This is a genomic window from Acidiphilium sp. AL, assembly GCF_025499445.1.
GTDB classification, from domain to species: domain Bacteria; phylum Pseudomonadota; class Alphaproteobacteria; order Acetobacterales; family Acetobacteraceae; genus Acidiphilium; species Acidiphilium iwatense.
Genome location: NZ_JAIMBZ010000005.1, coordinates 25,122 through 50,159, shown reverse-complemented (window position 1 = coordinate 50,159; position 25,038 = coordinate 25,122). Strand labels below are relative to the sequence as shown.

Sequence of the window (25,038 nt, the reverse complement as noted above, 5' to 3'; positions counted from 1 at the left end):
TTCTGCTGGTTTGGAGATCGCGTCGGCATTCTCGAGGCGGCGCTCCTGACCGTCTTCCCTATCCCTGCCCCGCCAGCCTGGTCGCGATCTGGTCGAGCACCGAAACATCCTCGATCGTCGGGGGCACCACCGGCGCCGTGCCATTCGCCATCTGCTTCATCGTCGCGCGCAGAATCTTGCCCGACCGGGTTTTCGGCAAGCGTGGCACCACGATCGCGGTCTTGAACGCGGCCACCGGCCCGATCCGCTCGCGCACCAGCGCCACCAATTCGCCCGCGATCGCCGCCTCATCCCGATCGACGCCGGATTTCAGCACGACGAGACCGAGCGGGACTTCGCCCTTCACCGGATCGTGCCGGGCGATCACCGCGCATTCGGCGACATCCCGGTGCGCGGCAAGCACTTCCTCCATCGCCCCGGTCGAAAGCCGGTGCCCGGCGACGTTGATGATGTCGTCGGTCCGTCCCATCACCCAGACATCGCCATCCGCGTCGACCATGCCGGCATCCCCGGTGCGATACCACCCCGGAAACGCATCGAGATAGGCTCGGCGATACCCCTCGTCGTCCTGCCAGAGCGTCGGCGCGCAGCCGGGCGGCAACGGCAGTTTGATCGCCAGTGCCCCCACCTCGCCCGGCGTCATCGCGCCACCCTCGGCATCGAGCGCCTGCACGTCATAGCCCGGACACGCCCTGCCGCCCGAGCCCGGCTTGAACGGCGTGAGGCCGAGCCCGCGAAACCGCGCGGTGATCGGCCAGCCGGTCTCGGTCTGCCACCAATTGTCGATGACCGGCTTGCCCAGCAGCGCCGCGATCCATTCCGCGGTCGGTGGATCGCAGCGCTCGCCGGCCAGAAACAGCGCCTCCAGCCGCGACAGATCGTGAGCCTTGAGCAGCTTGCCGTCCGGATCCTGCTGCTTGATCGCGCGCAGCGCGGTTGGCGCGGTGAACAGGGTTTTCACGCCGTGCGCGGCGCAGACTCGCCAGAACGCCCCGGCATCCGGCGTGCCGACCGGCTTGCCTTCGTACATCACCGAGGTGACGCCCGCGAGCAGCGGCGCGTAGACGATATAGCTGTGCCCCACCACCCAGCCGACATCGGACGCCGTCCACATCACGTCGCTCGCCGCACCCTCGCCCGGATGCGCGTCGTAGATCAGCGGGATCGAGGCCGCGAGCGCGACCGCATGGCCGCCATTGTCGCGCACGATACCCTTGGGCCGTCCCGTCGTGCCCGAGGTATAGAGGATATAGAGCGGGTCGGTCGCGGCGACCGGCACCGGATCGTGCGGCGCGGCCTCTGCCTCGGCTTGCAGATAATCCTCGTCGCGGCCCGCCACCAACGCGGCGGGCGCGGCAGGACGCTGGAAAATCAGGCAGCCATCCGGCCGGTGCGATGCGCGGCCGAGCGCCGCATCGAGGATCGGCGTGTAGTCGACCACCCGCCCCGGTTCCAGTCCGCAGGACGCGGCGACGATCAGTTTCGGCTTTGCCCCGTCGATCCGGCTGGCGAGTTCGGGCGCGGCGAAACCGCCGAACACCACCGAATGAACCGCACCCAGGCGCGCGCAGGCGAGCATGGCGATCGCCGCTTCCGGCACCATCGGCATGTAGATCACCACCCGGTCGCCCTTCGCCACCCCGCGCGCGGCGAGCGCGCCTGCGAATTTGGCGACCCGGTCGCGCAATTCGCGATAGGTATGGCGCGTGACGCGGCCTTCCATCGCGCTGTCCCAGATCAGCGCGATCCGCTCGCCGGCCCCCTTGGCGACGTGGCGGTCGAGACAATTGGCGGCGGTATTGAGCCGGCCGCCGGGAAACCAGCTTCCAAACGGCCCGCGTTGTGGGTCGAACACCCGCTCATAGGGTGCGATCCAGTCGATCGACCGCGCCGCTTCCGCCCAGAAGCGTTCCGGGTCGGTCCGCCATCCGGCGTAACGCGCGGCATAGGTGCTTTCCATGGCTGTCGCCCTCCCGAGGCTTGCCGTCACGCGATCCAGGGCGAAGCGTAGAAGGATGCGAAATGTCAGGCAATCGGCGCACGCAAGATCGGGCGTGGAGGTCCGAGCCGGAATCGAACCGGCATACGCGGATTTGCAGTCCGCTGCATCACCACTCTGCCATCGGACCTCGGCTCTCGACGCGCACCCGGCTTATCGGGCCATCGCGGCCTGACGGTCAAGTGTCCCGCGGAACAACCATCACCGACCACACCCGCAACAGACAATCGCGAGACCGCGTGCGCGAAGGCGCGCATTCGCATGGCGCGTGGCAAATGAGTTCCATTCAGAGCGGTTCTGGATTGCTCATCCAGATTATACCATGTCTCGCTGATCGCGACCCATGGTATTCGCTCTTTATGTTCGCGCGCGCCGCCCGCCAACCCGCGCGCATACCAAATCTCATGAGTCGAGATTCATGAGATTTGGTATTATTCATTTTCCGCACATTGTCGTGCATGGAGCGATCTATCCCGCCCGATCGGTCTTGCGGCCCGGCTCGAAACCGGCCTCGCGCGCGAGATCGAGCATCGCGCGGCCGAAAACCCTTGGCACGGCGCCGAACCCTTCGACGGCGTGCGAAAATTGCTTCGGCATGTCGGGGATCGCGATATCGACCTTGCGCTTCAGCGCGTCTTCGATGTGCTTGCGGCGCAACCCGCCCGGCCGCCCCTCGCGATTGAGCAGAATCGTCGGGCGTTGCGGCTGGCCCGCCCCGTTCGGAATCGCGAGCAGGCGCAGCGTATCGCGCAGGCCCGCGACACTCGGATCGAGCACGATGACGCGATGATGGGCAAGTTCGAGCAATTCCCGGTGCGACGGAATCGGCAGGAACGGCAGATCCACGACGACGAAATTGAAGCGGAACCGCATCGCCTCGATCAGCCGCCGCGCGGCCCCGTCCGCAGCGGCCGGATTGCATCCCGGATCGGGCACCGCGCCGAGAACCGACAGCCGATTCCGGACCGGCTTGGCCGCTTCGGCGATCGCATCGGACCCGAGAGCCGGGTCGTCGGCGATCGGATCGAACAGCGCGGGCCCGGCCTCGATGCCGAACAGATCGGCCGTCACGCCGATGAAGGGATCGGCGTCCAGCAGCAATGTATGGCGATTCGCATCGACGCCGAGAAACCAGGCCAGAGCGCAGGCGATGCTGCTCGCGCCAACCCCGCCGCGCGCGCCGGTGATCGCAATCACCCGGCCGCCGCGCGCCTGATCGCCGATCGCCGCATCATGGGTGATCAACGGCGCGAAATAGCGGGCGACCATTTCGCGGGTGACCGGCTTGAAAATGTAATCGGCCGCGCCGATCCGCCGGCTGATCGCCCGGTACAGATCGACATCGTCGATATCGCCGAGCACCAGCACGGTCACCGAAGGTTCGATCACGTCGCAGAGTTCGGCCAGCGACTGCAGCGGCCGGTCGTCGCCGCCGATATCGACGACGAGGATCTGCGGCGCCGGCATCCGCATCATCGCCGAAATCGCCGCTTTCACCGAACCCCGCCTGATATCGCAGCTATTGGCGATGCCGTTCTGGGCGAGATCGCCGAGACCATCCTTCAGCACCGACTCGCTCGCCGCGTCGGTCACGAAGCCGAGGACAGTGAGCTGGTCCGGCCGGCCCAGGCGGTTCGGCGCCGGCACCGCGCCGCGCGGCGATGCCAGCTCGCTCATGGCGCTTCGCGTGCCGGTGCGGATCGTCCCGCGCGATCAGCCATGCGCGCGCGGCCAGAGCGTGAGGAGAGCGGCGAGCGAGATGGCGACGCCGTAGGGAATCGAGCCGCCGCGCCGGGCGCGCCAGGATTCGATGAGCGAGAGCCGCCGGAACAGCCGGTCTCCGGGCGCGACCGGGCGCGAAGAGCGGGCGAAGCGCCGCAACGCCAGATAGGCCATGGCGACGAAACCGCCGATCAGCAGAACGCGAAGCGAGAAAGCGACCTGAGCCACCCAGGCGGGCGGGACGAGCAGCGAACAGGCGGACCAGAGTTTCACATCCCCGCCGCCGAGCGCGCGCAAGGTCCAGGCGAGCGTCAGGGCGACAAAAACGACGGCAGCGACGATCAGCCCGGCCAGCAGGTTCCGGTCGATCAGCCGGACCGGCACCGCCAGCGCCGCCACGATCAGGCTGAGATGATCGGGAATCGACCGGGTCGCGATATCGCTCAGCGCCGCACCGAACAGGCAAAGCGTGATCGCGCCCGACCAGACGAGCATGACGATATGGGTCGTCACGCTCCGCTTCCCGCCGCCATGTCCGATGAACCGTCCATGGCGCCGAGACTACCGGCAAAAAGTTAAGAAACGCCTATCAGGCGACGGTAAACCTGCTCTCGACATTGCCGCGCGTGGCGTGCGCATAGGGGCAGACGATTTCCGCCTTCTTCACCAGGTCCTCGGCTTTCGCGCGCTCCATGCCGGGGATCGAGACCTTGAGATGGGCGGTAATGCCGAACCCCTTGCCGTCGTCGCGCGGGCCGATGCCGATATCGGCGCTCACCTTCGCGTCTTCCGGGATTTTCACCTTCTCCTGCCCGGCCGCGTATTTCAGCGCGCCGAGAAAACAGGCGGAATAGCCGAGGGAGAAAAGCTGCTCCGGGTTGGTGCCCGCGCCGCCGTCGCCGCCAAGCTCCTTCGGCGTGCTGAGGTCGATCTTGACCTTGCCGTCCTCGGTCTCGGCATGGCCGGTGCGGCCGCCGGTGGCGTGGCCGTGCGCGTGGTAAAGCGTTTTCATAACCGAAACCTCCTGAATAATTTGCGCCCCTCACATCATGCCGATCACGGCGCCTTGCAAGCCCCCGGCGCGGTCATAACCGCCGCATGGCCGAGCGGCCCCTGCCCAGCGCCGAAACCGGGCGCCGCAAGCAGAACTTTTTGCAGGAAATCCCGCGCCTGCCCGGTCGCCTCGCGCAGCCCCAGGCCGGCGCCGAGACCGAGCGCGATCGCCGAGGCGAGCGTACAGCCAGTGCCGTGGGTATGGCGCGAGACGATGCGCGGCTGTCGAAACTCCGTCACTTCGTCGCCGCTCACCAGAAAATCGACCGCCTCGTCGCCGGCGAAATGGCCACCCTTCACCAGCACCGCCCGCGCCCCGCGCCCGCACAGAATGCGCCCGGCGGCGACCGCATCGTCCGGAGTCTCGACCGCGTGGCCGCTCAGAATCGCCGCCTCGTCGCGATTGGGGGTGATCAGCGCCGCCATCGGCATCAGCCGGTCCAGCAGCACGGCGCGCGCATCCGCCGCGAGCAGCGCGGCGCCGCTGGTGGCGGCGATCACCGGGTCGATCACAATCGGCGTGTCCGGCGCGATTTCGGCAAGAATTCCGGCTACCGCCGCGACCATGGCGGCGCTGCCGAGCATTCCGGTCTTGACCGCATCGATCCCGAGATCGGCGGCGACCAGCCGGATCGACCGTGCGACGAATTCCGGCGCAATCGGCACGATATCATGCACGCCCAGCGTATCCTGCGCGGTGACGGCGGTGATCGCGGTCATCGCGTAGCCGCCGAGCGCGGTGATCGTCTTGATATCCGCCTCGATCCCCGCCCCGCCACCGCTGTCGGACCCGCCGATCGCCAGAATCCGGGGCAGAGTCATCCGGGGCGGGCTCATCGCCGGCGAACGGTCAGGGTGCGGCCGGCTCGGCGGCAACCCCGGCGATCATCGCGCACAACCCCTCGACGATCTCGGCGATCAGCCGCTCGTCCTCGCCCTCGGCCATCACGCGGATCAGCGGCTCGGTGCCGGAAGCGCGGATCAGCAGCCTGCCGGTTCCGGCAAGCCGCGCCTCCGCCTCGGTCATCGCGGCGAGCACCGGCGGCGCCTGCAGCGGCGTCGCCCCGGCATAGCGCACATTGCGCAGCAATTGCGGCAGCGGCTCGAACAGACGGCACACCGCACTCGCTGGCCTGCCCTCGCGCACCAGCACGGCAAGCACCTGAAGCGCCGCGATCAAGCCATCGCCGGTGGTCGCGAAATCCGACAGGATGACGTGGCCGGACTGCTCGCCGCCGAGATTGAGCCCGTGCGCGCGCATCGTCTCGGCGACATAGCGGTCGCCCACCGGAGTGCGGTGCAGCGCGAGGCCGATCCCGGCGAGATAGCGCTCCAGCCCGAGATTCGACATCACGGTGGCGACCACCCCCGGCCCGGCGAGCCGGTCCTCGGCGAGGAAAGAGCGGGCGATAAGAGCGAGAACCTGGTCGCCGTCGATGATCGTGCCGTGCTCGTCGGCGAGGATCACCCGGTCGGCGTCGCCGTCGAGGGCGATGCCGAGATCGGCGCGGTGCTCCAGCACGGCGGCGGAGAGATGCGCCGGCACGGTCGAACCGCAGCCCTGGTTGATGTTGAACCCGTCCGGCTCGACCCCGAGCGGGATCACTTCGGCGCCGAGTTCCCACAGCGCGGCGGGGGCGACCTTGTAGGCCGCGCCGTTGGCGCAATCGAGCACCACGCGCAGCCCGTCGAGCCTGAGGCCGCGCGGCAGACTGGATTTCGCCGATTCGACATAGCGCCCGCCGGCATCGACCAGGCGCATCGCCCGCCCGAGCGACGCGGCGGCGGCGAGGCGGTCGCCGATATCCTCGGCCATCAGCGCCTCGATCTCGGCCTCGGTCGCGTCCGACAGCTTGGCGCCGTCCGGCCCGAACAGCTTGATGCCGTTATCCTCGAACGGGTTGTGCGAGGCGGAAATCACCACGCCGAGATCGGCGCGCAGGGAGCGCGTCAGCATCGCGATCGCCGGGGTCGGCAGCGGGCCGGCGAGGGTCACGTCCATGCCGGCGCCGATGAAGCCGGCGGTCAGCGCCGGTTCCAGCATGTAACCGGAGAGCCGGGTATCCTTGCCGATGATCACCCGGTGGCGATGATCGCCTCTGGTGAACAGCAGCCCGGCGGCCTGGCCGAGGCGCAGCGCGGTCTCCGCCGTCATCGGTGCGACATTGGCGCGGCCGCGAATCCCGTCGGTGCCGAACAGGCGGCGCGAAACCGGCTTTGGTGGAAAATGGTTCATGGCCTGCTTGAACCCCCGTTCGCGGATCGGATCAAGACCGCGGGTGTGCGGGTTGTTTCAATTTACGTTTCCGTTCGTGACCCGAATCGTGCGGTGCCAGATGGACAACAACGTTTGACAACACTATAGTATCGAAAGGTAATACTTTTCGATATCGAGCGAGCCATGGCCACATCCGTCAAGATCGGCGACGAACTGAAAAACCGGGTCCAGCACCTTGCCGGCCTGCGCCGGAGATCGGCGCACTGGATCATGCGCGAAGCGATCCGGCAATATGTCGAACGCGAGGAACAGCGCGAAACGGTCAAGGAGGATGCGCTGCGCGCCTGGAACGACTATCGGGCCGACGGCCGGCATCTGACGCTCGACGAAGCCGATGCGTGGCTGGCGAAATTGGAAGCCAGCGAGGATGCGGAACCCCCTAAGTGCCACGGCTGATCTGGACGCCGCCGGCCCTGGCTGACGTTCAACGGCTCTACCGCTTTCTGGCTTCCAGGAATGCCGAGGCGGCACGCCGCGCCGTAAGGGCGATCCGGGCCGGAGCAAAAATTCTGGCGCACCAGCCGCAGATCGGCCGCCCCATCGAAGACATGGAACCGGAGTTCCGGGAATGGCTGATTGACTTCGGCGATAGCGGCTACGTCGTCCTGTACCGCTTCGACGGGGAAACCGCCGCCATCCTGGCGGTTCGTCACCAGAAGGAAGCCGGCTACTGAAGTGCCCGCTGTGCTCAGAATGCGAGCACGGATGAGATTCGTCGACCTACCGCAAAACCACCCAATCGGCGGGGTGTGGCACGGTTTACATTAGGTTTCGTCCCCTCTCGGACACCCCTCTGATCGGGGGCCGAAGGGCAGGAACGGGCCGAAGCGGAATGGCCGGTTTGGAGTGGGCAACAGCGATAAGCAGACGGTCAGGCCCAATGGCTAAGCTATTGACCAGGAGTAAGCGACACGAGACCCCAGGCTTCAACCAGGGTACAGTACTTCGATTATTGGGCAGTATGGGGGCAACCAAAAAACAAAACTTATGGGTCAGACGGACTGCTACTGAGCCTTTGGAACGCGTCGCTTACGCGCGACCGAAGTTCGTCTTGTCGTGGACGCGAAATTTAATCATTCCCCCGAATCACTGAGTGTTGGGGATTGCCCGGCTTCGGGTCGTCATAGATGTAAACAAGCTGCTCAAGCGTTAGGCCTTCAAGAGTTGTATCACGAAGCTTAGATGCTAACGCGAGAAGTGCCCCTTTGGGCTGCCTATCGGATTTCCCGCTAATCAGGGCGCAACTTCTTTGCCAAATGTCATCGTCTGTTAAGTTAATCACGCGATCTACAGATACACCGTCTGAGTTTCCACAGGTGTTATCAATAGGCCGTCTAGAATCTGGAAATAGATGGGAGCGTCTAACCCATTCGAACTCCTTCGAGATAGGTTCAGGGTAGTTTTTTGAGTGAATAAGACGAGCCAGCATCTCGTCTGCACCCACCGCACCAAATTCGCCCTTACAGCGCGACAGTTTATCCGAGCGACAGGTCCAGCACATGGTTAGCCGAAGCGGACTCGTATCGAAGCCAAGAGCCGCGTGACAAGAGGATTCGGCTGCGATGAAATGTAAGGGGTATCGACCTCTACAGCAGGTAGTCCACAATATTCGGGACAGAACCCCACAATATGACCATCGTCCAAGAACGAGACAGAGGCGCGTGCGTTATTGTTCGTCCAACGAAAGCCCACTTCTCCGTCACCAGCGATATAGATGGAGGGGACTGGCATCCATGACTTCTCTAGAACGTCAATAAAGTCCAGCGCATGAGTGATAACAACGCTCGACGGAACTACCCCGTCCTCGCCGTCCCAATCAATCTCAAGCCGTGACCAAGCGCAGATTTTAGCCCGAAAGATCGCAAATGGCGTTGTTGCATCGGACGCCTCTGACCAAGCCATGTTGAAATCTGGGAGTGTCAAATCGTCTACAAGGGCGCGGGACGAACAACTGACAGTTACGTATGTCTTATTTTGGATTATCCTGATAAATTCGGATGACGACATGCTAATGCCGTTGGAGACATTAATTTCTATTGTCGTAGCGGAACTCGAAATTGATTCATGAGATGTAAAATACGCTTGTGGGAGACCCTGCACTTGCTCTGCGCCGGGCAGGTTAAGGCGCCGAACCCACTCGGCTAAAATTTGAGGATTTGCAGCCGTGTCAAAGCGGGGGCGCCAATCCGAAAGCATATCATCGCCACTCGATCCGACACTTTTATCCATGGCCCCCCATTTCGGAGTTGACGACGAGGTGTCAAACAAGGTTGGCATTGCGGCACTCATGAGTCCAGCAGCCCATTATAGCCGTTTTCGAATATCGGTAAGGCTATTGTTTTCATTTTTGTGAGCACTTCACGCGCCAATTCGGGAGTCCAGGTTGCGATGGTTCCAGCAACTACTTGTGGTGTTGAGTTTATATCAACCTGAAGTGTCGAGGCAAACGACTCGTTCATCGTCAATACGGGAATCGCCGTAACCCCGCCCATATTTATCGTAACCATCATTAACTGACGCCGAGCTACGCTCCATCGGCAAAGCCTATTAACCACGGGGTTGGTTGAGTCGCTCAACGGCACGGTACGCGGAAGGTTGAGAGTAAAACTCAAATCAGTTACGCTCTCCGGAAACTGCCCCGAGATTGGTAAGCTCTTCTGGAAACTAGCCACTGCCTCACGGACTGATTTCTCCATTCTGCTCAAGTTCAAAACGAGTCCAATACGTGCGGGATTGCATCCCACGACAAGCTGTTCAGCATACGAGTTTAAGGCTTCAAGTGCCGGGAGCACGTCTTCTATGACAGGTGGACTTCCCTGGGGTGCAGGAAGGCCTATCTGACCTTCTCGCGGCGGCGCTCCCGCCGAGAGCTTCAACTCCAGGCGCCCTGGCTGGGCCGTAATCGTGGCAGTATAATTCCCGACAGGCCCAAATGCTTGTGCGACAGGACCGGGACCAAGCCCCGCAACAGGCCCCTGGTACGAGCGGGGGGGCGGCGGAAAACACCCTGAGCCAAGGTTGTAGTGCGTCAGGGACTGCGCCTGGCACGGGAGGCATAAACACAACGCAGTCCACGGAATCAGCGGACCAAGTCACAAACCAAGCCTCATACTCCCGAGCAGCGGAGAGAACTGGGTCATCGGTGGAAGTTTCCCAAAACAGAAATGAACGTTACCCCTACACTGATTAAATGGCCAAATCGTAGCCAACGCAAGTGGCCGATGGACCTGAACCGGCGGCCTTGTGCGAAGACCGCATTTAGCAACAATCCCTTGGAATTTACGTACCCAAAAATGGGGACGGATTAGGTGATTTTCCAGTTTCGCTGGTTAGCGATGGCTACTTGAGCATGAGCGCGCCCGTGTGGCAACGCCATCCTGTGACTGCATCTAAATAGACCTTCCGGGACCACGAATGGCGGGGATGGGCGCAGATCGGACGTTGGTGAATATCATTCAAAATGTCTGGCTTCATCCCCCAGCGCCCGCCACATAAGCAGGGCCTGGGCGGTGCCGGCGACGTCGTGAACGCGCAGGATCGCCGCACCCCGGTTCGCGGCGAACAGGGCGGCGGCGATCGATCCGGCATCGCGCCGCGCCGGATCGGCCTCGCCCGCGAGCGCGCCGATGAAGCGCTTGCGCGACACGCCGACCAGCAGCGGGTGGCCGAGTGCCTGAAACCGGCCGAGCGAACGGAACAGAACCACATTCTGCTTGCCCTGCTTGGCGAAGCCGAAACCGGGATCGAGCGCGATCGCCTCGGGCGCGATGCCGGCCTGCAGCGCCGCATCCCGCCGCTGCGCGAGTTCATCGATCACCTCCCGCACCAGATCGGCGTAATGGGCGTGGCATCCCATCGTCGCCGGGGTGCCGCGCATATGCATCAGCACCACCGGGCAGCCCCGCGCCGCGACCAGGGACGCGGCCCGAGGATCATGCCGCAGCCCGGAGATGTCGTTGACGATGCGCGCCCCGGCATCGAGCGCTGCCGCCATCGTGGCCGCGTTGCGGGTGTCGATCGAGATCGCGATCCCGTCTTCAGCCAAAGCTCGAATCACCGGCACGACCCGCGCCGATTCTTCCTCCGACGTCACCGCTTCGGCGCCGGGCCGCGTGCTCTCGCCGCCGATATCGACGATGTCGGCCCCGGCCTCGCGCATCGCCCGTCCGGCGGCGATCGCGGCCTCGGCCACGGCGAATCGCCCGCCATCGGAAAAACTGTCGGGCGTGACGTTGAGAATCCCCATCACCAGCGGCCGGGACAGGTCGAATCCGGCCCAGCGTCGCGGCGACAGCACTTCGTCGATCGGCATGGAAGGCGGATAGCCGGATTTCCGCCCGCCGCCAATGCGCCTGCCAGCACGACCGCCATCGCGAAACGCGTCACGCGATGACGACGCTCGAAAAAGTTCCGGTCAGAAAGATAAAATTACCCCAATTTCGGCGGCGCGATCGACCCTCCGGCATGATCGATCGCGGCGCCATGGCCGTGCTTATGTGCCTGATGAACCGCCAGCCCCGGCGCCGGCGCGGTCGCCTGCATCTGTGCCAGCATCGCGGTCAGCGCCGCGCCGAAACCGGGCTGGCTGGCGGGTTTCATGCCGCCGCCATAGGCGATGGGCTGGGCTCCGGCGCCCTGGGTGGGAATGATCATGATGTCCGCTCCGATCAGGCTGTTGGCGCATCGGGCAGTGCAGGGATCGTGCCAGGCACGCTGCGGCGGAAATGCCGCGATTTCCAGCGGGATTTGCCAAATCGGTCTTGCCGTGCCGGCAGCTATTGCCGGGCAAATTATGCCGGTCCTATGATGCGGCGATGATCGGGTTGCCATCGCGGATCGACCTGCTGAACGCCATCGCGCCGCGCTATGGCACCAGCGTCGTGCGCGACCTCGCCTATGGCCCCGATCCGCGCCACCTGCTCGACATCTACCGCCCCACGCGGCAGCGCCAGGCTCTGCCGGTCGTGGTTTTCTTCTATGGCGGCGCCTGGCAGAGCGGCGAGCGGTCGGAATACCGGTTCGTCGGCGCCGCCCTGGCCCGGCTCGGCCTGATCGTCGCGATCGCCGATTACCGGCTCTATCCGGCGGTGCGCTACCCCGCTTTCATCCAGGACGCGGCACGGGCGACCGCCTGGATCGCCCGCGACATCGACGGCTATGGCGGCGATCCGCGCGCGATTTTCATCGCCGGGCATTCCGCCGGCGCCTATCTCGCGCTGATGCTGGCCCTGGCACCCGCCTATCTGGCCGAAGCTGGATATGACCGGGCCTCTCTCGCCGGCGCGATCGGGCTTGCCGGGCCCTACGATTTCCTGCCGCTCACCCGCCCCGCCTACCAGAAAATCTTCGCGCCCGAACCGGATCTCGCGAACACCCAGCCGGTCACCCATGCCGATTCCTCGGCGCCGCCCTGCCTGCTGCTGACCGGGGCGAAGGACCGGCGCGTATCCCCGGCAAATACCGCCCAGCTCGCCGAAAGGCTGCGCGCGGCGGGAGCGACCGTCGATACCCGCATCTATCCGGGGCTGGGCCATACCAGGATTCTGCTGTCGGTCCTGGCCTGGCCCGGCCTGTCCGCCCCGGTTCCGGCCGATATCGCGGGCTTCATCGCCCGCACGCTGGACTCGGAGGCGCGGGTCGATCGCCTCGCTCAGAGGCGCGATATGGCGGGACGCGCGAATCCAGGCTAACCATCGCGCATGACCCTTGAACCCGCGACTCTTTACATCGGCAACCGGCGCTATTCCTCCTGGTCGCTGCGCGGCTGGCTGGCGGTCCGGCTGTCCGGCCTTCCCGCCGAGGCCGAGGTGATTCCGCTCAAGGGCGGCGTCACGCCGGAAGTCCGCGCGGTCTCGCCCTCCGGTTTCGTGCCCTATCTGGAGCATGACGGCGCCAAAATCTGGGACAGCCTCGCCATTCTCGAATACTGCGCCGAGATCGCCCCCGCGCTCTGGCCGTCTGAGCGCATCGCCCGCGCCCATGCCCGCGCCATCGCGGCGGAAATGCATAGCGGGTTCCGCGAGCTGCGCCTCGCCATGCCGATGAATTGCTGCCGGACCTTTCCGGGGCACGGCCAAAACGACGGCAGCCTCGCGGATATCGCCCGGATCGAGGCGATCTGGACCGAAACCCGCGCGCGTTTCGGCGCGAACGGGCCGTTCCTGTTCGGTGCCGGTTTCACCGGCGCCGACGTGATGTTCGCGCCGGTGGCGTCACGCTTCCTGACCTACGCCCCGCCGCTCTCGAAACCGGCACTAGCCTATGTGCAGGCAGTGCGTGCTCATTCGCTGGTCGCGGAATGGTATCGCCTCGCCGCCACCGAACCCGAATCCTGGCAGATCGAGAAATACGAAACGATTTCATGACCCATCTGAAACATCTCATCTTCGGCCTCGTTCTCGCCGCGCTCGCCGCGCTCGCCGCCCCTGCCTTCGCCCAGACTGCGGCGAACGTCATGCCCGGCATCACGGTCGGCCAGGGCTGGACCCGCGTGACCCGCGAGGCCGGCAAATCGACGCCCGGCTTCTTCACCATCCATAATGACGGGCTGACCCCCGATACCCTGGTCTCGACGAGCTGCCCGGTCGCGCACCGGACGGTTCTGCTCGACCGCACCGGCAAGGCGATCGGCGCGATCAGGATCAAGCCCGGCCAGACCGTCACGCTGGCGCCGGACGGGGCGCATCTGATGCTCGAACAGAACCGGTTCCGCTTCTACGCGAGCGGGCTGATCCCGTGCAGCATCGATTTCCTGGGCGCGGGCAAGATGATCCTGTATCTGCATGTCGAGCCCGACAATGCAAAAACCTATCACCCCGCCCATCGCGCCATCGTCAAGGATTGACGCGCTGATCGCCGAGGCGCGGGCCTGCACGGTCTGCGCCCCTGCACTTCCCCTCGGGCCAAGGCCGGTCGTCCGCGCCTCCGCCACCGCCCGTCTGCTGATCGTCGGCCAGGCACCGGGCACGCGGGTTCATGAAACCGGCATCCCGTGGAACGACAAGTCAGGCGACCGGCTGCGCGACTGGCTCGGCCTCGATCGCGCTTCGTTCTACGACACCAGCCGAATCGCCATCCTGCCCATCGGCTTCTGCTATCCGGGGCGCCTCCCGCGCGGCGGAGATGCGCCGCCGCGCCCCGAATGCGCGCCGCTCTGGCAGGCGCGGTTTTCCGCCGCGCTGCCCGCACTTCGCCTGACCCTTCTGGTGGGTAGCTACGCCCAGGCCTATTATCTCGGCAAGGGCAGGCTCGAAGCGCGGGTGCTCGGCTACCGGGATTTCCTGCCGGCCCGGTTTCCGCTGCCCCATCCGTCCTGGCGCACCCGTGCCTGGGCGGCGCGGCGGCCCTGGTTCGAGGCGGAGATCATCCCCGCGCTGCGCGAAGCCGTTACCGCGATTCTCAGTATTGAAGGAGCAAAAAAATGATCGCCAAGCTGACCGAGGCCGAGCGTGCCGCGCTGGTCGATCTTCTGCCGAACTGGATCCTGGCCAAGGGCCGCGACGCGATCGAGCGGTCGTTCAAGTTCCGGGATTTTTCCGAAGCATTCGGTTTCATGACCCGCGTTGCCTTGCTCGCCGAGAAGCACGACCACCACCCGGAATGGTCGAATGTGTGGAACCGGGTTTCGATCGCCCTGACCACCCACGACGCCGGCGGCCTGTCCGAGCGCGACATCAAACTCGCCGAGGCGATCGACCTGATCGCCTGAGCGCGTTCTCTATCGGCCGGCGCTACAAGATAAACCGGCTGAGATCGCCTTTGGCAGCGAGCGGCGCCACCTTCTCGCGCACCAGCGACGCATCCACCGTGATGCTCTCCCCGGCCTTGTCGGTCGCGGCGAAGCTGATCTCCTCCAGCATCCGCTCCAGCACGGTCGCCAGCCGCCGCGCGCCGATATTCTCGACCCGGTCGTTGATATCGGCGGCGAGGGTGGCGATCGCATCCACCGCATCGTCGGTGAAGTCGAGATGGACCTTCTCGGTGTCCATCAGCGCGACATACTGCTTGAGCAGCGAATGCTCGGGCTCGGTCAGAATCCGCCGGAAATCCTCCCGCGTCAGCGACGCCAGCTCGACGCGGATCGGCAGGCGCCCCTGCAATTCGGGCAGCAGATCCGCCGGCTTCGCCACATGGAACGCGCCCGAGGCGATGAACAGGATGTGGTCGGTCTTCACCGGCCCGTATTTGGTCGAAACCGTGGTGCCTTCGATCAGCGGCAGCAAATCGCGCTGCACCCCCTCGCGCGAGACATCGCCGCCGCGAAACCCGCCTTCGGTGCGGGCGCAGATCTTGTCGATCTCGTCGAGAAAGACAATGCCGTGATTCTCGGCGTGCGACCGCGCATCGGCGACGAGCTGTTCGGTGTCGAGCAGCCGGTCCGCCTCCTCGCGGTTCAGCGCCTGTCGCGCCGCCGCCACGCTCATCCGCTTGCGGCCCTGCTGGCGGCCGAACATCGACTTCATCATGTCGCCGAGATTGATCGCCCCACCCGGCGGCATACCGGGGATATCCATCTGGCCGATCACCCCGCCGGGGGCTTCGGCGATCTCGATGTCGATTTCCTTGTCTTCGAGTTCGCCGTCGCGCAGCATCCGGCGGAACCGGTTGCGGGTTTCCGCCGCGGCACCCTCGCCCACCAGAGCGGTCACCAGCCGCTCCTCGGCGGCGAGTTCGGCGCGCGCCTGCACGCCCTTGCGGTTGAGTTCGCGCAGCATGTTGATCGACACCTCGACCAGATCGCGCACGATGCTCTCCACATCCCGCCCGACATAGCCGACTTCGGTGAACTTGGTCGCCTCGACCTTGATGAACGGCGCCTGCGCGAGCTTCGCCAGTCTGCGCGCGATCTCGGTCTTGCCGCAGCCGGTCGGGCCGATCATCAGGATGTTCTTCGGCACGACCTCCTCGCGCATGGCTTCCGGCAATTGCTGGCGGCGCCAGCGGTTGCGCAGCGCGATGGCGACGGCGCGTTTCGCGTCGTCCTGGCCGACGATGAACCGGTCGAGCTCGGAGACGATTTCGCGCGGGGTATAGGTGGGGCTGTCGATCACAGGGTTTCAACAATCACGTTATGGTTGGTGTAGATGCAGATGTCGCCGGCGATCGCCATTGCGCGGCGGGCGATCTCCTCAGCGGCGAGCCCATCGACGGTGAGCAGCGCGCGGGCGGCGGCGAGCGCGTAGTTGCCGCCCGAGCCGATCGCGATGATCCCGTCCTCCGGCTCCAGCACGTCGCCATTGCCGGTCAGCGTGTAGGAATGCACTTTATCGGCCACCGCCATCATCGCCTCCAGCCGGCGCAGATAGCGATCGGTCCGCCAGTCCTTCGCGAGCTCGACACAGGCCCGCTCGAGCTGGTTGGGAAACCGCTCCAGCTTGGCTTCCAGCCGTTCGAGCAGGGTAAAGGCGTCGGCGGTGGCGCCGGCGAACCCGGCGAGCACCGCGCCGCCGCCGATGCGCCGCACCTTGCGCGCATTGCCCTTCACCACGGTATTGCCCAGGCTCACCTGGCCGTCGCCGGCCATGGCGACCGAGCCGCCCGCCCGCACACAGAGAATGGTCGTGCCATGCCAGCCGACCGGATCGTTCGGATTCGTCATGAGCGCGGAGATGGCATCGCCCGACGCTTCCGGCAAGCGCGGCATGACTGCGATGCCGAATCCGGGGCCGGGGGATCGATTCCCTTGCCAATCGTCGCGGGTGCTGGCTTAACGATAAAGATCGAAAAATTGCTCGCCATTGGCGGGCGACTCGAAAGCGGGGAGCAAAAATGTCTGGACAGCAATCGGCTGACATCGCGGCGCGGCTCGATCGGCGCATTGGTCGTGTGGTTCCTGCAGCGCGGCATTCCCGAAAGCCCGCGCTGGCTCGCCCGCCACGGCCGGATCGCCGAGGCGGAGGCAATCGTCGCCGAGATCGAGCGGAAAGTCGCCGCGGAGAAAAAAATCGCCCTGCCGCCACCGCAGCCGGCAGCGCCCGAGGAAGCCGGCACCGGCTCGTTCGCCGAGATTTTCGGCCCGCTCTATCTGAAGCGCACGATCATCCTGTCGATCTTCAACATGGCCCAGGTGATCGGCTTCTACGGCTTCGCCGCCTGGGTGCCGACGCTGCTGATCCATCGCGGCATCCATGTCACCGCGAGTCTCGAATACGCGTTCATCATCGCCATCGCCAATCCGTTCGGCCCGCTGCTCGGCACCCTGTTCGCCGACAGGCTGGAACGCAAGACCCAGATCATCGGCGGACTGCTGGTGATGGGCATCGTGATCGCACTGTTCGCCCAGTCCTCCGCGCCGCCGGTGCTGATCGTGCTCGGCGTGCTGTTCACCCTCGCCTCCAACGTGATGTCCTTCGCCTATCACGGCTACCAGCCCGAGCTTTACCCCACGCGCATCCGCGCCCGCGCCGTCGGCTTCGTCTATTCCTGGAGCCGGATCGCCGCCGCCTTCGCCGGTCTCGCGATCGGCATCCTGCTCGCCGATTACGGCGTTCCCGGCGTCGCGGTGTTCATCGGCATCGCGATGATCGTCGGCATCGTCATGATCGCGCTCGGGCCCTCCACCAGGGGCTTGGCCCTCGAACAGATCAACCATTGAACCATTACTGCCCTCAGTCGCCGGATGGGCGGAGTTGCGCAAGGTTCCGGCAATCCGAAGGATCGCTGGAAGCGCAACGGAGGGGCATCCGCGCCATCGCGCCATAAGGCGCGTCCCGCGCCAGGGGCTTCGCGCCACAAGACGCGCGCCGCATTACGAGCTGACGCTACGTTTTGCTGAGTCAATTTCCTGATAACCGGCTCCGCATCATTGGCGGAGCGGGGGATTTGGGCTAGGCAGCCCCCATGGCCCGCACCGCAGAGATCACCCGCAAGACCTCCGAAACCGCGATCGAACTTGCCCTCGATCTCGACGGCACCGGCCGCACCGAAATCGCCACCGGCATCGGCTTTTTCGACCACATGCTCACCGCCTTCGGCCGCCACGCCATGCTCGACCTCGCGGTCCGCGCCGAGGGCGACCTGCATATCGACGCGCATCACACGATCGAGGACACCGGCATCGTGCTCGGCCAGGCGATCCGCCAGGCGCTGGGCGACAAATCCGGCATCACCCGCTTCGGCTTCGCGGCGACCCCGATGGACGAGGCGCTGTGCGAGGCGGCGATCGACCTGTCCGGGCGCGGCTTCCTGGTGTTCGACATGACGTTCGAACGCCCGATGCTCGGCGACATGGACACCCAGCTTGTCGAGGAATTCTTCCGCGCCCTGACCGTGAATGGCGGCTTCGCCCTGCATCTCACCCGCCGCGCCGGCAGCAATGCCCATCACGTCGCCGAAGCCGCGTTCAAGGCCGCTGCGCGCGCGCTCCGCGTGGCGGCCGAGCCCGACCCGCGCGCCCAGGGCGCTGTCCCCTCCACCAAGGGCGTGCTGTGAATCTCGCGGTCATCGACTATGGCAGCGGCAACCTCGCCTCCGCCGCACGCGGGCTCGAACTCGCGGCCTCGCGGCTCGGCATCGGCGCGCGGATCGCGATCACCGACGAACCGGATGCGGTGGCACGGGCCGACCGCATCGTCCTGCCCGGCCAGGGCGCCTTCGCCGATTGCGCGCGCGGCCTCGCGGCGAAACCGGGGCTCCGCGACGCCATGCTCAGCCGGGTCGAGAACGGCGCGCCGTTCCTCGGCATCTGTGTCGGCATGCAACTCATGGCCGCGCGCGGGCTGGAACACGAAATCACTCAGGGCTTCGGCTGGATCGAGGGCGACATCGCCCCGATCGCGGCGGACGGGCTGCGCCTGCCCCATATGGGCTGGAACGAGCTGTCCTTCACACCCGGCGCGCACCCGCTGCTGGAAGGCATCGAGCCCGGCGATCACGCCTATTTCGTTCACTCCTATGCGCTCGCGTCGAACACCAAGGACGTCATCGCCACCACCGATTATGGAACGCAAATCGTCGCCATGGTCGCCTCCGGCAATCGCGCCGGTACCCAGTTCCATGTCGAAAAGAGTCAGGAGGTGGGCCTGACCATTCTCGCCAATTTCCTGCGCTGGACCCCGCAATGAGCAAAGCCCAAACCCAGGATCTCCCTCCGCCGGACACGCTGGCGGTCGATCGCCTCGCCGAGATCGCCGACGACGACATGCAGGCGCTGTGCGAAGCGGCCGACGCCGCGATCATCGACGGCGGCGGCTTCGGCTGGCTTAAGCCACCCGGCCGCGCGGCGCTGGAACAGTATTTCCGCGGCGTGATCCTGGTGCCCGAGCGCGAGCTGTTCGTCGGGCGGATGGACGGCACGATCTACGGCGCCGCCCAGCTCGTCCGCCCGCCGCGCAACAACGAGGCGCAGGCGTTCGGCGCCACGCTCATGCATAATTTCGTCGCACCCTATGCGCGTGGCCACGGCCTCGCCCGGCTGATCGTGAGCCGGCTGGAAGACCGCGCCCGGTCGCTCGGCTATCAGGTGCTCAATCTCGATGTCCGGGAAACCCAGACTGCGGCGATCGCGCTTTACGAAGCCGCCGGCTTCATCCGCTGGGGCACCCATCCGGCCTATGCCCGCGCCGACGGCCGCACGGTCGCCGGGCATTACTACTACAAGCTGCTGCAAGCGGGCTCGTAGGGTGTGTCCCCCATGGCGCTGACCCTGTATCCCGCGATCGACCTCAAGGACGGCGCCTGCGTGCGGCTGAAGCGCGGCGCGATGGATCAGGCCACGATCTACGCCGAAGACCCGGCGGCGCAGGCGCGCGCCTTCGAGGCGGCAGGATTTCGCGCGCTCCACGTGGTCGATCTCGACGGCGCCTTCGAAGGCCGCCCGGTGAACGGGGATGCGGTGCGGGCGATTCTCCGCGCGGTCTCTGTCCCGGTGCAGCTCGGCGGCGGTATCCGCGACATGGTGGGGATCGAGGCGTGGCTCGCCCTCGGCATTTCCCGCGTCATCCTCGGCAGCGCCGCCGTCAAAAATCCCGGACTGGTCCGCGCAGCCGGCGCCAGATACCCCGGCCGCATCGTCGTCGGCATCGACGCGCGGGACGGCATGGTCGCGACCGAGGGCTGGGCGGAAACCTCGCGCCTCACCGCGACCGATCTCGCCCACCGGCTCGAAGACACCGGGATCGCCGCGATCATCCACACCGATATCGCGCGCGACGGCATGCTCGCCGGCCTCAATCTCGCCGCCACCGAGGCGCTGGCGGACACGATTGCCATCCCGGTCATCGCCTCCGGCGGCGTCGCCGGAATCGCTGATATTCTGCGCCTCCGCGAAGCCGCCGCCCGCACCAGAAACCTTACCGGCGCGATCATCGGCCGCGCGCTCTACGACGGCAGCCTCGATGCCGCATCCGCCCTGGCGGAAGCCGCCTGATGCTGAAACCGCCATGCTGAAGCTGCGCGTCATCCCCTGCCTGGACGTGAAGGATGGCCGCGTGGTGAAGGGCGTGAACTTCGTCGCGCTGCGCGATGCCGGCGACCCGGTCGAGCAGGCTTCGGTCTACGATTCGGCGGGCGCCGACGAACTGACCTTCCTGGACATCACCGCGAGCCACGAGAATCGCGACACCATTCTCGATGTCGTCTCGCGCACCGCCGCGCGCGTGTTCCTGCCGCTCACCGTCGGCGGCGGCATCAGGACGACCGAGGACATGCGCCGCCTGCTGCTCGCCGGGGCGGATAAATGCAGCATCAATTCCGCCGCCATCGCAAGGCCGGATTTCATCAACGAGGCGGCGCGCAAATTCGGCAGCCAATGCGTGGTCGTCGCGGTCGATGCCCGCGCCACCGGCAACGGCACCTGGGAAATCTTCACCCATGGCGGGCGGCGCGGCACCGGGATCGACGCCATCGCCTGGTGCGCCGAGGCGGCCGCGCGCGGCGCCGGCGAAATCCTGCTCACCTCGATGGACCGGGACGGCACCGGCCAGGGCTTCGATATCCCGCTCCTCCGCGCGGCGACCGGTGCCGTCACCATTCCGGTGATCGCCTCCGGCGGCGTCGGCACGCTCGATCATTTCGTCGAGGGCGCGCGCGCCGGGGCGACCGGCCTGCTCGCCGCCAGCGTGTTCCATTTCGGCCAGTTCACCATCGCCGCGGTGAAAGCGGCGCTGGCCGGCGCCGGATTGCCGGTCCGCCCGATCCCGTCACCACGCCCGTCATTGCGAGCGCCGCGAAGCAATCCATCTCCGGGCACCGCAAACGGCAATAGGGCGCGTTGAAAGGAATTTCATGGCGAAAAAGCCCGTCAAACCCAAGGCGACCAAAACCAAAACCAAGGCAGCGTCCTCGCGCAAATCCAGGCCGGCAGCCCTGCCGCCGGTGCCGCACCTCAGGCCGGACGCGCCGGATGCGCGCGTGCTCGATCGTCTCTGGTCCACCATCATCGCGCGCAAATCGGCCGATCCGCTGATCAGCCATTCCGCCCGCCTGCTCTCGCGCGGCACCAACAAGGTGGCGCAGAAATTCGGCGAGGAAGCGATCGAATGCCTGATCGAGGCGGTCGCCGGCAACCGGGACGCGCTGATCGCCGAAAGCGCCGATGTGCTCTATCATCTCCTGGTGATGTGGGTCTCCACCGGCCTGCGCCCCGAGGATGTCTGGGCCGAACTGAAACGCCGCGAGGGAATTTCCGGCATCGCCGAAAAATCCGCCCGCCCCGTCATGCTCGCCATCGCCGAAACGAGGAAAATCCCATGACCGTCAATCCCAAGCCCGGCGTGTCCGGCAAACCGCCCTATGACGACAGCAACATCTTCGCCAGAATCCTGCGCGGCGAAATCCCTTGCCGCAAGGTCTATGAAGACCAATGGTGCCTCGCCTTTCACGACATCAACCCGCAGGCGCCGCACCATGTTCTGGTGATTCCCAAATCGCCCTACATCTCCTTCGCCGATTTTTCCGCCGGCGCGCCGGACGCGGAAATCGCCGGCTTCATCCGCGCCGTCGGCCATGTCGCGAACATGCTCGGCTTCGAGGAGAGCGGCTATCGGCTGCTCGCCAATATGGGGCCGGACAGCCACCAGGAAGTCCCGCATTTCCACGTCCATCTTTTCGCCGGCCGGCCGCTGGGACCAATGCTGGTCCGGTGATCTTCCGGCCATGACCCTGCCGCCGACCGAAACCGTGCGCGCGGAGCTCGGCGATCTCGATTGCCGGACCACCGGCGCCATCCTCGGCGCAATGCTCGACCAGGAGGTTCGCGCCCAGGCCGCGTTGCGCGATGCAGCCCCCGCCCTCGCCGCCCTGATCGACGCGGTGTTCGAAAAACTCGCGTCCGGCGGCCGGCTGTTCTATGCCGGCGCCGGCACCTCCGGCCGGCTCGCCGTGCTCGATGCGGTGGAATGCGGCCCCACCTTCTCGCTGCCGCCCGGCATCATCGTCCCGATCGTCGCCGGCGGCGATTCAGCAATCGCCGGCGCGGTCGAGGGCGCGGAGGACGATGTTGCGGCGCCCGCCGCCATCCTGGCCAGCCACGATATCGGCCCGAACGACGCTCTCGTCGGCATCGCCGCCTCGGGCGGCACGCGCTTCACCCGCGCTGCGATCGAAGCGGCGAAATCTCGCGGCGCGCTCGCCGGCTGCATCGTCAACAGCCCCGGCCCGATCGCGGATGAAGCCGATATCGCGGTGATCGTCGAAACCGGCGCCGAAATTCTCGCCGGCTCGACCCGGCTTTCCGCCGGCACCACCCAGAAAATCGCGCTCAACGCGCTGTCGACCATCGTGATGATCCGCCTCGGCAAGACCTTCGGCCCCTACATGGTCGATCTCAAGCCGACCAACGCCAAGCTGCGCGCCCGTGCGATTCGCATCGTCGCCGCGATCGCGCACTGCGATCCCCAAACCGCTGAGGCCGCCCTGCGCGACGCCGGCTTCGAAGCGAAAACCGCCATAATCATGCTCCGCCGCGGCCTTGACGCCCAATCCGCCCGCGCGCGCCTGTCCGATGCCAAGAACCGCCTCCGCGCCGCCCTCGATCCAGCCTCGCCCACGCAAAACGCAACCGCACCACCGCGCGGCTTCTGACACAATCCAGAATCGCCGCCGCTTCCGCCACCCTAATCGCCTGCATCACATCACGGCGAAATTTCGTAAATAACAACTATTGCCGGTTCAGGGATTCTTCCTCGCAGATGAGTTTCGCGAGATCCGTCATGCGCTGCCGATGATTCGCCATCTGCTCGTCGATTGCCGAATCCGGTTTTTCGTCGGAATTTTCACCATCATCAAGATAATGCTTCGCGAACAGTCCCATGACGTGTGCAACGCCGTCCGGCCTGATCGAACGCAAATCGGGTTCGAAATATGTGTTGCCGGCATGTTGCCCGGTAATGATTTCGAATGACGGAAAATAGGCGATGCTGTCGCTCTCGTTCGCGACGACATCGGCCGCCACGCGCAACACCGCTTTTGAATATGCCGTTGAAACAAGAACGCTTCGGTCTTCCATCGTGGCGACAAGAGGCACCGGAGACACGGTCAGAATAAAGCGGGCTCGGGGATTTCTGTCCTGGATGAAGTCTATCGCGTTCCGCAGATCGCTCGTTACATCGCTGACCGAAAAATTTCGATATTCGTACTTCGCTCCATCGAAAATACCGCCGGCGACGCCAGGGCAAAGGGGAAGAACCGCGCCATCGTCACGCCCAACCCACGCCTCCGTGAGACCCAGGGTGAATACAAATACGTCGAGTTCCTCGACCATGGTTCGAACCGCCGAAAAATGCTGTTTGCGATCGAGTTGTAGTTCCTTGATTGATGAAAACCCACCCGGCTGAATTTGCGGGCGAAACGGATCAACAAACCGGCCGCTTTCGTTCGTCCAGACATCCTCAAACGGACAGAAAAGCTGATACGCCCGTTCCAGAAGTTGCAGGAGCTGGCGGCTCGTATAAAGATTGCCAAACCGCGCGCTGAACGTGCCGTAATTGTAATCATCGGTGAACCATCCGGCGAACGCCGGGTGTGGCCGCTCGACCACGAAATAATTATACCCGGCAATTTGCAGATATCTTGCGATGTGCTGAGCAAAACAGCTTCCGGCGGTGGCAATTTTGTGATTTTTCCCGAGTTTGAATTTACCACGGACGACCGGATCGACCGTCCTGAAGTCGGTCGCCGCGATCGAGGGCCGCCAAAAGCAATAGTCAGGCCGATGCTTGTATGGATGATCGCCCATTTGTTTATTGCTCCGACGATTTGAACCGATCGAGAACCTGCTCTACGATGAGCCTGCCATAATCCGCATTGCCGTGAAATGCATCTGAAACAAATCGTTCGGAAAGCGATCCGTCTGTATCGAAGCAGGCTAGCGGCGGAGGCAGATAGATGGCGCCCGCCTTCGTCGCCTCCTGCTCCATCGCCTTCGTGTTGGTTTTCCAGAGCTTTCTGCGAAACGCCGGCGAATTCAGGCCGTTTTTCTCCATGTCCTCCCGCCACGATGGCGGGATGAACGCGGCGAGCCGCTCCTGCGACGCGATCGGCGGCGGCACCGAAGGCACGATCACTGGACCGCCGTAAAACGGCCGGACCCAGCCGATGAACTCCATCGCCAGCCGCTGGATGTGGGCGAAATGCTTCACCAGGATGTCATGCGGCACCAATTGCCCCGCCAACTCGCTTCCATCGCCGTCATCGTCGGGATCGACGAAATCGAACGGCGCCGGCATTTTTATCGCGCCGATCTCGAAATCGTTGCTGTTGCCGATCGCCGCGACAATGCAATCGGGCGGTCGCCGGGCGACTTCGTTCGCCAGAGCATCGACAAGTTTTTGATTATATACGAAGTGTCCATCCGAATAGACGACACCAGGCTGGAAATTCAGGTCGAAGAAGCTGAACGCCTTGACCGATATTTCACTCCCGACGAGTGGTGTGCCCCGCCCAATGGCCTCCAGGTGACTGCCGCCGGTGATGTAGATCGTGGTGCCATCGGCCACTGCCAGTTACCTCAACAAAGAGTTTTGTGACTTGGTTGCATTGTTTTCAGCGA

30 protein-coding genes and 1 tRNA gene are annotated in these 25,038 nt (G+C 65.0%); 16 read left to right on the top strand and 15 right to left on the bottom strand.

Annotated features, from left to right (window positions below):
- Positions 1-58: 58 nt before the first annotated feature.
- From AiwAL_RS05515 to glmM, 7 genes are all read right to left on the bottom strand, one after another.
- A complete protein-coding gene (locus AiwAL_RS05515) occupies positions 59-1,960 on the bottom strand; it encodes an AMP-binding protein (RefSeq protein ID WP_262312261.1) in 1,902 nt (633 codons plus the stop codon).
- Positions 1,961-2,055: 95 nt separating this feature from the next.
- Positions 2,056-2,129: transfer RNA gene (locus AiwAL_RS05510), tRNA-Cys, on the bottom strand.
- 338 nt (positions 2,130-2,467) lie between these two features.
- Positions 2,468-3,676 (bottom strand): histidine kinase, encoded by a 1,209-nt coding sequence (locus tag AiwAL_RS05505; protein WP_235702881.1) that lies wholly within the window; start codon positions 3,674-3,676, stop codon positions 2,468-2,470.
- Positions 3,677-3,712: 36 nt separating this feature from the next.
- Positions 3,713-4,234: a prepilin peptidase gene (locus AiwAL_RS05500; protein ID WP_235702882.1), complete on the bottom strand. Its 522-nt coding sequence runs from the start codon at positions 4,232-4,234 to the stop codon at positions 3,713-3,715.
- Positions 4,235-4,310: 76 nt separating this feature from the next.
- Positions 4,311-4,733 carry an organic hydroperoxide resistance protein gene (locus AiwAL_RS05495; RefSeq protein ID WP_235702883.1) on the bottom strand — a complete coding sequence of 141 codons (423 nt, stop codon included), beginning with the start codon at positions 4,731-4,733 and terminating at the stop codon, positions 4,311-4,313.
- Positions 4,734-4,777: 44 nt separating this feature from the next.
- Positions 4,778-5,596, bottom strand: coding sequence for a bifunctional hydroxymethylpyrimidine kinase/phosphomethylpyrimidine kinase (thiD, locus tag AiwAL_RS05490; RefSeq protein ID WP_262312260.1), 819 nt, complete (start codon positions 5,594-5,596; stop codon positions 4,778-4,780).
- Positions 5,597-5,624: 28 nt separating this feature from the next.
- Positions 5,625-7,010: a phosphoglucosamine mutase gene (glmM, locus tag AiwAL_RS05485; protein WP_262312259.1), complete on the bottom strand. Its 1,386-nt coding sequence runs from the start codon at positions 7,008-7,010 to the stop codon at positions 5,625-5,627.
- A gap of 165 nt (positions 7,011-7,175) precedes the next feature.
- On the opposite strand from glmM, the gene AiwAL_RS05480 reads away from it, so the two are divergent.
- Together AiwAL_RS05480 and AiwAL_RS05475 are read left to right on the top strand one after the other, a co-directional pair.
- The gene (locus tag AiwAL_RS05480) at positions 7,176-7,448 is read left to right on the top strand and encodes a CopG family ribbon-helix-helix protein (RefSeq protein WP_235702886.1); all 273 of its coding nucleotides are present in this window, start codon (positions 7,176-7,178) and stop codon (positions 7,446-7,448) included.
- Positions 7,436-7,726 (top strand): type II toxin-antitoxin system RelE/ParE family toxin, encoded by a 291-nt coding sequence (locus AiwAL_RS05475; RefSeq protein ID WP_235702887.1) that lies wholly within the window; start codon positions 7,436-7,438, stop codon positions 7,724-7,726. Before AiwAL_RS05480 ends, AiwAL_RS05475 begins: the two co-directional genes overlap by 13 nt.
- A gap of 829 nt (positions 7,727-8,555) precedes the next feature.
- Here AiwAL_RS05475 and AiwAL_RS05470 read toward each other — a convergent pair.
- The 4 genes from AiwAL_RS05470 to AiwAL_RS05455 form a co-directional block, all read right to left on the bottom strand.
- Positions 8,556-9,281, bottom strand: a complete 726-nt coding sequence (locus AiwAL_RS05470) for a hypothetical protein (RefSeq protein WP_262312258.1) — start codon at positions 9,279-9,281, stop codon at positions 8,556-8,558.
- A gap of 56 nt (positions 9,282-9,337) precedes the next feature.
- The gene (locus tag AiwAL_RS05465; protein WP_262312257.1) at positions 9,338-9,748 is read right to left on the bottom strand and encodes a hypothetical protein; all 411 of its coding nucleotides are present in this window, start codon (positions 9,746-9,748) and stop codon (positions 9,338-9,340) included.
- Between the two features lie 755 nt (positions 9,749-10,503).
- Entirely contained in the window at positions 10,504-11,364 is an 861-nt protein-coding gene (gene folP / locus AiwAL_RS05460; protein ID WP_262312256.1) for a dihydropteroate synthase, read from the bottom strand.
- Between the two features lie 116 nt (positions 11,365-11,480).
- Entirely contained in the window at positions 11,481-11,705 is a 225-nt protein-coding gene (locus tag AiwAL_RS05455) for a hypothetical protein (protein WP_235702889.1), read from the bottom strand.
- A gap of 161 nt (positions 11,706-11,866) precedes the next feature.
- On the opposite strand from AiwAL_RS05455, the gene AiwAL_RS05450 reads away from it, so the two are divergent.
- From AiwAL_RS05450 to AiwAL_RS05430, 5 genes are read left to right on the top strand one after another with little or no spacing between them, the layout of a single operon-like run.
- Positions 11,867-12,742, top strand: a complete 876-nt coding sequence (locus tag AiwAL_RS05450; RefSeq protein WP_262312255.1) for an alpha/beta hydrolase — start codon at positions 11,867-11,869, stop codon at positions 12,740-12,742.
- A 9-nt stretch (positions 12,743-12,751) separates the two neighbouring features.
- Positions 12,752-13,417: a glutathione S-transferase family protein gene (locus tag AiwAL_RS05445; RefSeq protein ID WP_235702891.1), complete on the top strand. Its 666-nt coding sequence runs from the start codon at positions 12,752-12,754 to the stop codon at positions 13,415-13,417.
- Positions 13,414-13,896, top strand: coding sequence for a copper chaperone PCu(A)C (locus tag AiwAL_RS05440; RefSeq protein ID WP_235702892.1), 483 nt, complete (start codon positions 13,414-13,416; stop codon positions 13,894-13,896). The genes AiwAL_RS05445 and AiwAL_RS05440 overlap by 4 nt, the downstream gene beginning before the upstream one ends.
- Entirely contained in the window at positions 13,850-14,476 is a 627-nt protein-coding gene (locus AiwAL_RS05435) for a uracil-DNA glycosylase family protein (protein ID WP_235702893.1), read from the top strand. The genes AiwAL_RS05440 and AiwAL_RS05435 overlap by 47 nt, the downstream gene beginning before the upstream one ends.
- On the top strand, positions 14,473-14,760 hold the full coding sequence (locus tag AiwAL_RS05430; RefSeq protein ID WP_235702894.1) for a 4a-hydroxytetrahydrobiopterin dehydratase: 288 nt from the start codon (positions 14,473-14,475) through the stop codon (positions 14,758-14,760). Before AiwAL_RS05435 ends, AiwAL_RS05430 begins: the two co-directional genes overlap by 4 nt.
- Before the next feature lie 22 nt (positions 14,761-14,782).
- Here AiwAL_RS05430 and hslU read toward each other — a convergent pair whose 3' ends face one another.
- Both hslU and hslV read right to left on the bottom strand, forming a co-directional pair.
- Positions 14,783-16,102, bottom strand: coding sequence for an ATP-dependent protease ATPase subunit HslU (gene hslU, locus AiwAL_RS05425; protein ID WP_407932508.1), 1,320 nt, complete (start codon positions 16,100-16,102; stop codon positions 14,783-14,785).
- Positions 16,099-16,650 carry an ATP-dependent protease subunit HslV gene (gene hslV, locus AiwAL_RS05420; protein WP_235702936.1) on the bottom strand — a complete coding sequence of 184 codons (552 nt, stop codon included), beginning with the start codon at positions 16,648-16,650 and terminating at the stop codon, positions 16,099-16,101. The genes hslU and hslV overlap by 4 nt, the downstream gene beginning before the upstream one ends.
- Positions 16,651-16,734: 84 nt before the next feature.
- Here hslV and AiwAL_RS05415 point away from each other — a divergent pair, with 84 nt between their 5' ends.
- The 9 genes from AiwAL_RS05415 (at position 16,735) to AiwAL_RS05375 (ending at position 23,072) form a co-directional block, all read left to right on the top strand.
- A complete protein-coding gene (locus AiwAL_RS05415; RefSeq protein ID WP_235702895.1) occupies positions 16,735-17,646 on the top strand; it encodes an MFS transporter in 912 nt (303 codons plus the stop codon).
- 245 nt (positions 17,647-17,891) lie between these two features.
- The gene (gene hisB, locus AiwAL_RS05410) at positions 17,892-18,482 is read left to right on the top strand and encodes an imidazoleglycerol-phosphate dehydratase HisB (protein WP_235702896.1); all 591 of its coding nucleotides are present in this window, start codon (positions 17,892-17,894) and stop codon (positions 18,480-18,482) included.
- Positions 18,479-19,114: an imidazole glycerol phosphate synthase subunit HisH gene (gene hisH / locus AiwAL_RS05405; RefSeq protein ID WP_235702897.1), complete on the top strand. Its 636-nt coding sequence runs from the start codon at positions 18,479-18,481 to the stop codon at positions 19,112-19,114. The genes hisB and hisH overlap by 4 nt, the downstream gene beginning before the upstream one ends.
- Positions 19,111-19,671 carry a GNAT family N-acetyltransferase gene (locus tag AiwAL_RS05400; RefSeq protein WP_235702898.1) on the top strand — a complete coding sequence of 187 codons (561 nt, stop codon included), beginning with the start codon at positions 19,111-19,113 and terminating at the stop codon, positions 19,669-19,671. Before hisH ends, AiwAL_RS05400 begins: the two co-directional genes overlap by 4 nt.
- Positions 19,672-19,683: 12 nt before the next feature.
- Entirely contained in the window at positions 19,684-20,418 is a 735-nt protein-coding gene (hisA, locus tag AiwAL_RS05395) for a 1-(5-phosphoribosyl)-5-[(5-phosphoribosylamino)methylideneamino]imidazole-4-carboxamide isomerase (protein WP_235702899.1), read from the top strand.
- Between the two features lie 13 nt (positions 20,419-20,431).
- The gene (gene hisF / locus AiwAL_RS05390) at positions 20,432-21,265 is read left to right on the top strand and encodes an imidazole glycerol phosphate synthase subunit HisF (RefSeq protein ID WP_262312254.1); all 834 of its coding nucleotides are present in this window, start codon (positions 20,432-20,434) and stop codon (positions 21,263-21,265) included.
- Between the two features lie 10 nt (positions 21,266-21,275).
- Positions 21,276-21,743 carry a phosphoribosyl-ATP diphosphatase gene (locus tag AiwAL_RS05385; RefSeq protein ID WP_262312253.1) on the top strand — a complete coding sequence of 156 codons (468 nt, stop codon included), beginning with the start codon at positions 21,276-21,278 and terminating at the stop codon, positions 21,741-21,743.
- Entirely contained in the window at positions 21,740-22,135 is a 396-nt protein-coding gene (locus AiwAL_RS05380) for a histidine triad nucleotide-binding protein (RefSeq protein WP_235702902.1), read from the top strand. The genes AiwAL_RS05385 and AiwAL_RS05380 overlap by 4 nt, the downstream gene beginning before the upstream one ends.
- Before the next feature lie 10 nt (positions 22,136-22,145).
- Positions 22,146-23,072 carry an N-acetylmuramic acid 6-phosphate etherase gene (locus AiwAL_RS05375; protein ID WP_262312252.1) on the top strand — a complete coding sequence of 309 codons (927 nt, stop codon included), beginning with the start codon at positions 22,146-22,148 and terminating at the stop codon, positions 23,070-23,072.
- 76 nt (positions 23,073-23,148) lie between these two features.
- Here AiwAL_RS05375 and AiwAL_RS05370 read toward each other — a convergent pair whose 3' ends face one another.
- Together AiwAL_RS05370 and AiwAL_RS05365 are read right to left on the bottom strand one after the other, a co-directional pair.
- On the bottom strand, positions 23,149-24,225 hold the full coding sequence (locus AiwAL_RS05370; protein WP_235702904.1) for a GSCFA domain-containing protein: 1,077 nt from the start codon (positions 24,223-24,225) through the stop codon (positions 23,149-23,151).
- A 4-nt stretch (positions 24,226-24,229) separates the two neighbouring features.
- The gene (locus tag AiwAL_RS05365) at positions 24,230-24,985 is read right to left on the bottom strand and encodes a hypothetical protein (RefSeq protein WP_262312251.1); all 756 of its coding nucleotides are present in this window, start codon (positions 24,983-24,985) and stop codon (positions 24,230-24,232) included.
- Positions 24,986-25,038: the final 53 nt, after the last annotated feature.

Coding starts and splice junctions, on each gene's coding strand:
- AiwAL_RS05515 (WP_262312261.1), bottom strand. CDS start 1,960: ATGGAAAGCACCTATGCCGCGCGTTACGCCGGATGGCGGACCGACCCG.
- AiwAL_RS05505 (WP_235702881.1), bottom strand. CDS start 3,676: ATGAGCGAGCTGGCATCGCCGCGCGGCGCGGTGCCGGCGCCGAACCGC.
- AiwAL_RS05495 (WP_235702883.1), bottom strand. CDS start 4,733: ATGAAAACGCTTTACCACGCGCACGGCCACGCCACCGGCGGCCGCACC.
- thiD (WP_262312260.1), bottom strand. CDS start 5,596: ATGACTCTGCCCCGGATTCTGGCGATCGGCGGGTCCGACAGCGGTGGC.
- glmM (WP_262312259.1), bottom strand. CDS start 7,010: ATGAACCATTTTCCACCAAAGCCGGTTTCGCGCCGCCTGTTCGGCACC.
- AiwAL_RS05480 (WP_235702886.1), top strand. CDS start 7,176: ATGGCCACATCCGTCAAGATCGGCGACGAACTGAAAAACCGGGTCCAG.
- AiwAL_RS05470 (WP_262312258.1), bottom strand. CDS start 9,281: ATGGATAAAAGTGTCGGATCGAGTGGCGATGATATGCTTTCGGATTGG.
- AiwAL_RS05465 (WP_262312257.1), bottom strand. CDS start 9,748: ATGGAGAAATCAGTCCGTGAGGCAGTGGCTAGTTTCCAGAAGAGCTTA.
- folP (WP_262312256.1), bottom strand. CDS start 11,364: ATGCCGATCGACGAAGTGCTGTCGCCGCGACGCTGGGCCGGATTCGAC.
- AiwAL_RS05455 (WP_235702889.1), bottom strand. CDS start 11,705: ATGATCATTCCCACCCAGGGCGCCGGAGCCCAGCCCATCGCCTATGGC.
- AiwAL_RS05450 (WP_262312255.1), top strand. CDS start 11,867: ATGATCGGGTTGCCATCGCGGATCGACCTGCTGAACGCCATCGCGCCG.
- AiwAL_RS05445 (WP_235702891.1), top strand. CDS start 12,752: ATGACCCTTGAACCCGCGACTCTTTACATCGGCAACCGGCGCTATTCC.
- AiwAL_RS05440 (WP_235702892.1), top strand. CDS start 13,414: ATGACCCATCTGAAACATCTCATCTTCGGCCTCGTTCTCGCCGCGCTC.
- AiwAL_RS05435 (WP_235702893.1), top strand. CDS start 13,850: ATGCAAAAACCTATCACCCCGCCCATCGCGCCATCGTCAAGGATTGAC.
- AiwAL_RS05430 (WP_235702894.1), top strand. CDS start 14,473: ATGATCGCCAAGCTGACCGAGGCCGAGCGTGCCGCGCTGGTCGATCTT.
- hslV (WP_235702936.1), bottom strand. CDS start 16,650: ATGACGAATCCGAACGATCCGGTCGGCTGGCATGGCACGACCATTCTC.
- hisB (WP_235702896.1), top strand. CDS start 17,892: ATGGCCCGCACCGCAGAGATCACCCGCAAGACCTCCGAAACCGCGATC.
- AiwAL_RS05400 (WP_235702898.1), top strand. CDS start 19,111: ATGAGCAAAGCCCAAACCCAGGATCTCCCTCCGCCGGACACGCTGGCG.
- hisA (WP_235702899.1), top strand. CDS start 19,684: ATGGCGCTGACCCTGTATCCCGCGATCGACCTCAAGGACGGCGCCTGC.
- hisF (WP_262312254.1), top strand. CDS start 20,432: ATGCTGAAGCTGCGCGTCATCCCCTGCCTGGACGTGAAGGATGGCCGC.
- AiwAL_RS05385 (WP_262312253.1), top strand. CDS start 21,276: ATGGCGAAAAAGCCCGTCAAACCCAAGGCGACCAAAACCAAAACCAAG.
- AiwAL_RS05380 (WP_235702902.1), top strand. CDS start 21,740: ATGACCGTCAATCCCAAGCCCGGCGTGTCCGGCAAACCGCCCTATGAC.
- AiwAL_RS05375 (WP_262312252.1), top strand. CDS start 22,146: ATGACCCTGCCGCCGACCGAAACCGTGCGCGCGGAGCTCGGCGATCTC.
- AiwAL_RS05370 (WP_235702904.1), bottom strand. CDS start 24,225: ATGGGCGATCATCCATACAAGCATCGGCCTGACTATTGCTTTTGGCGG.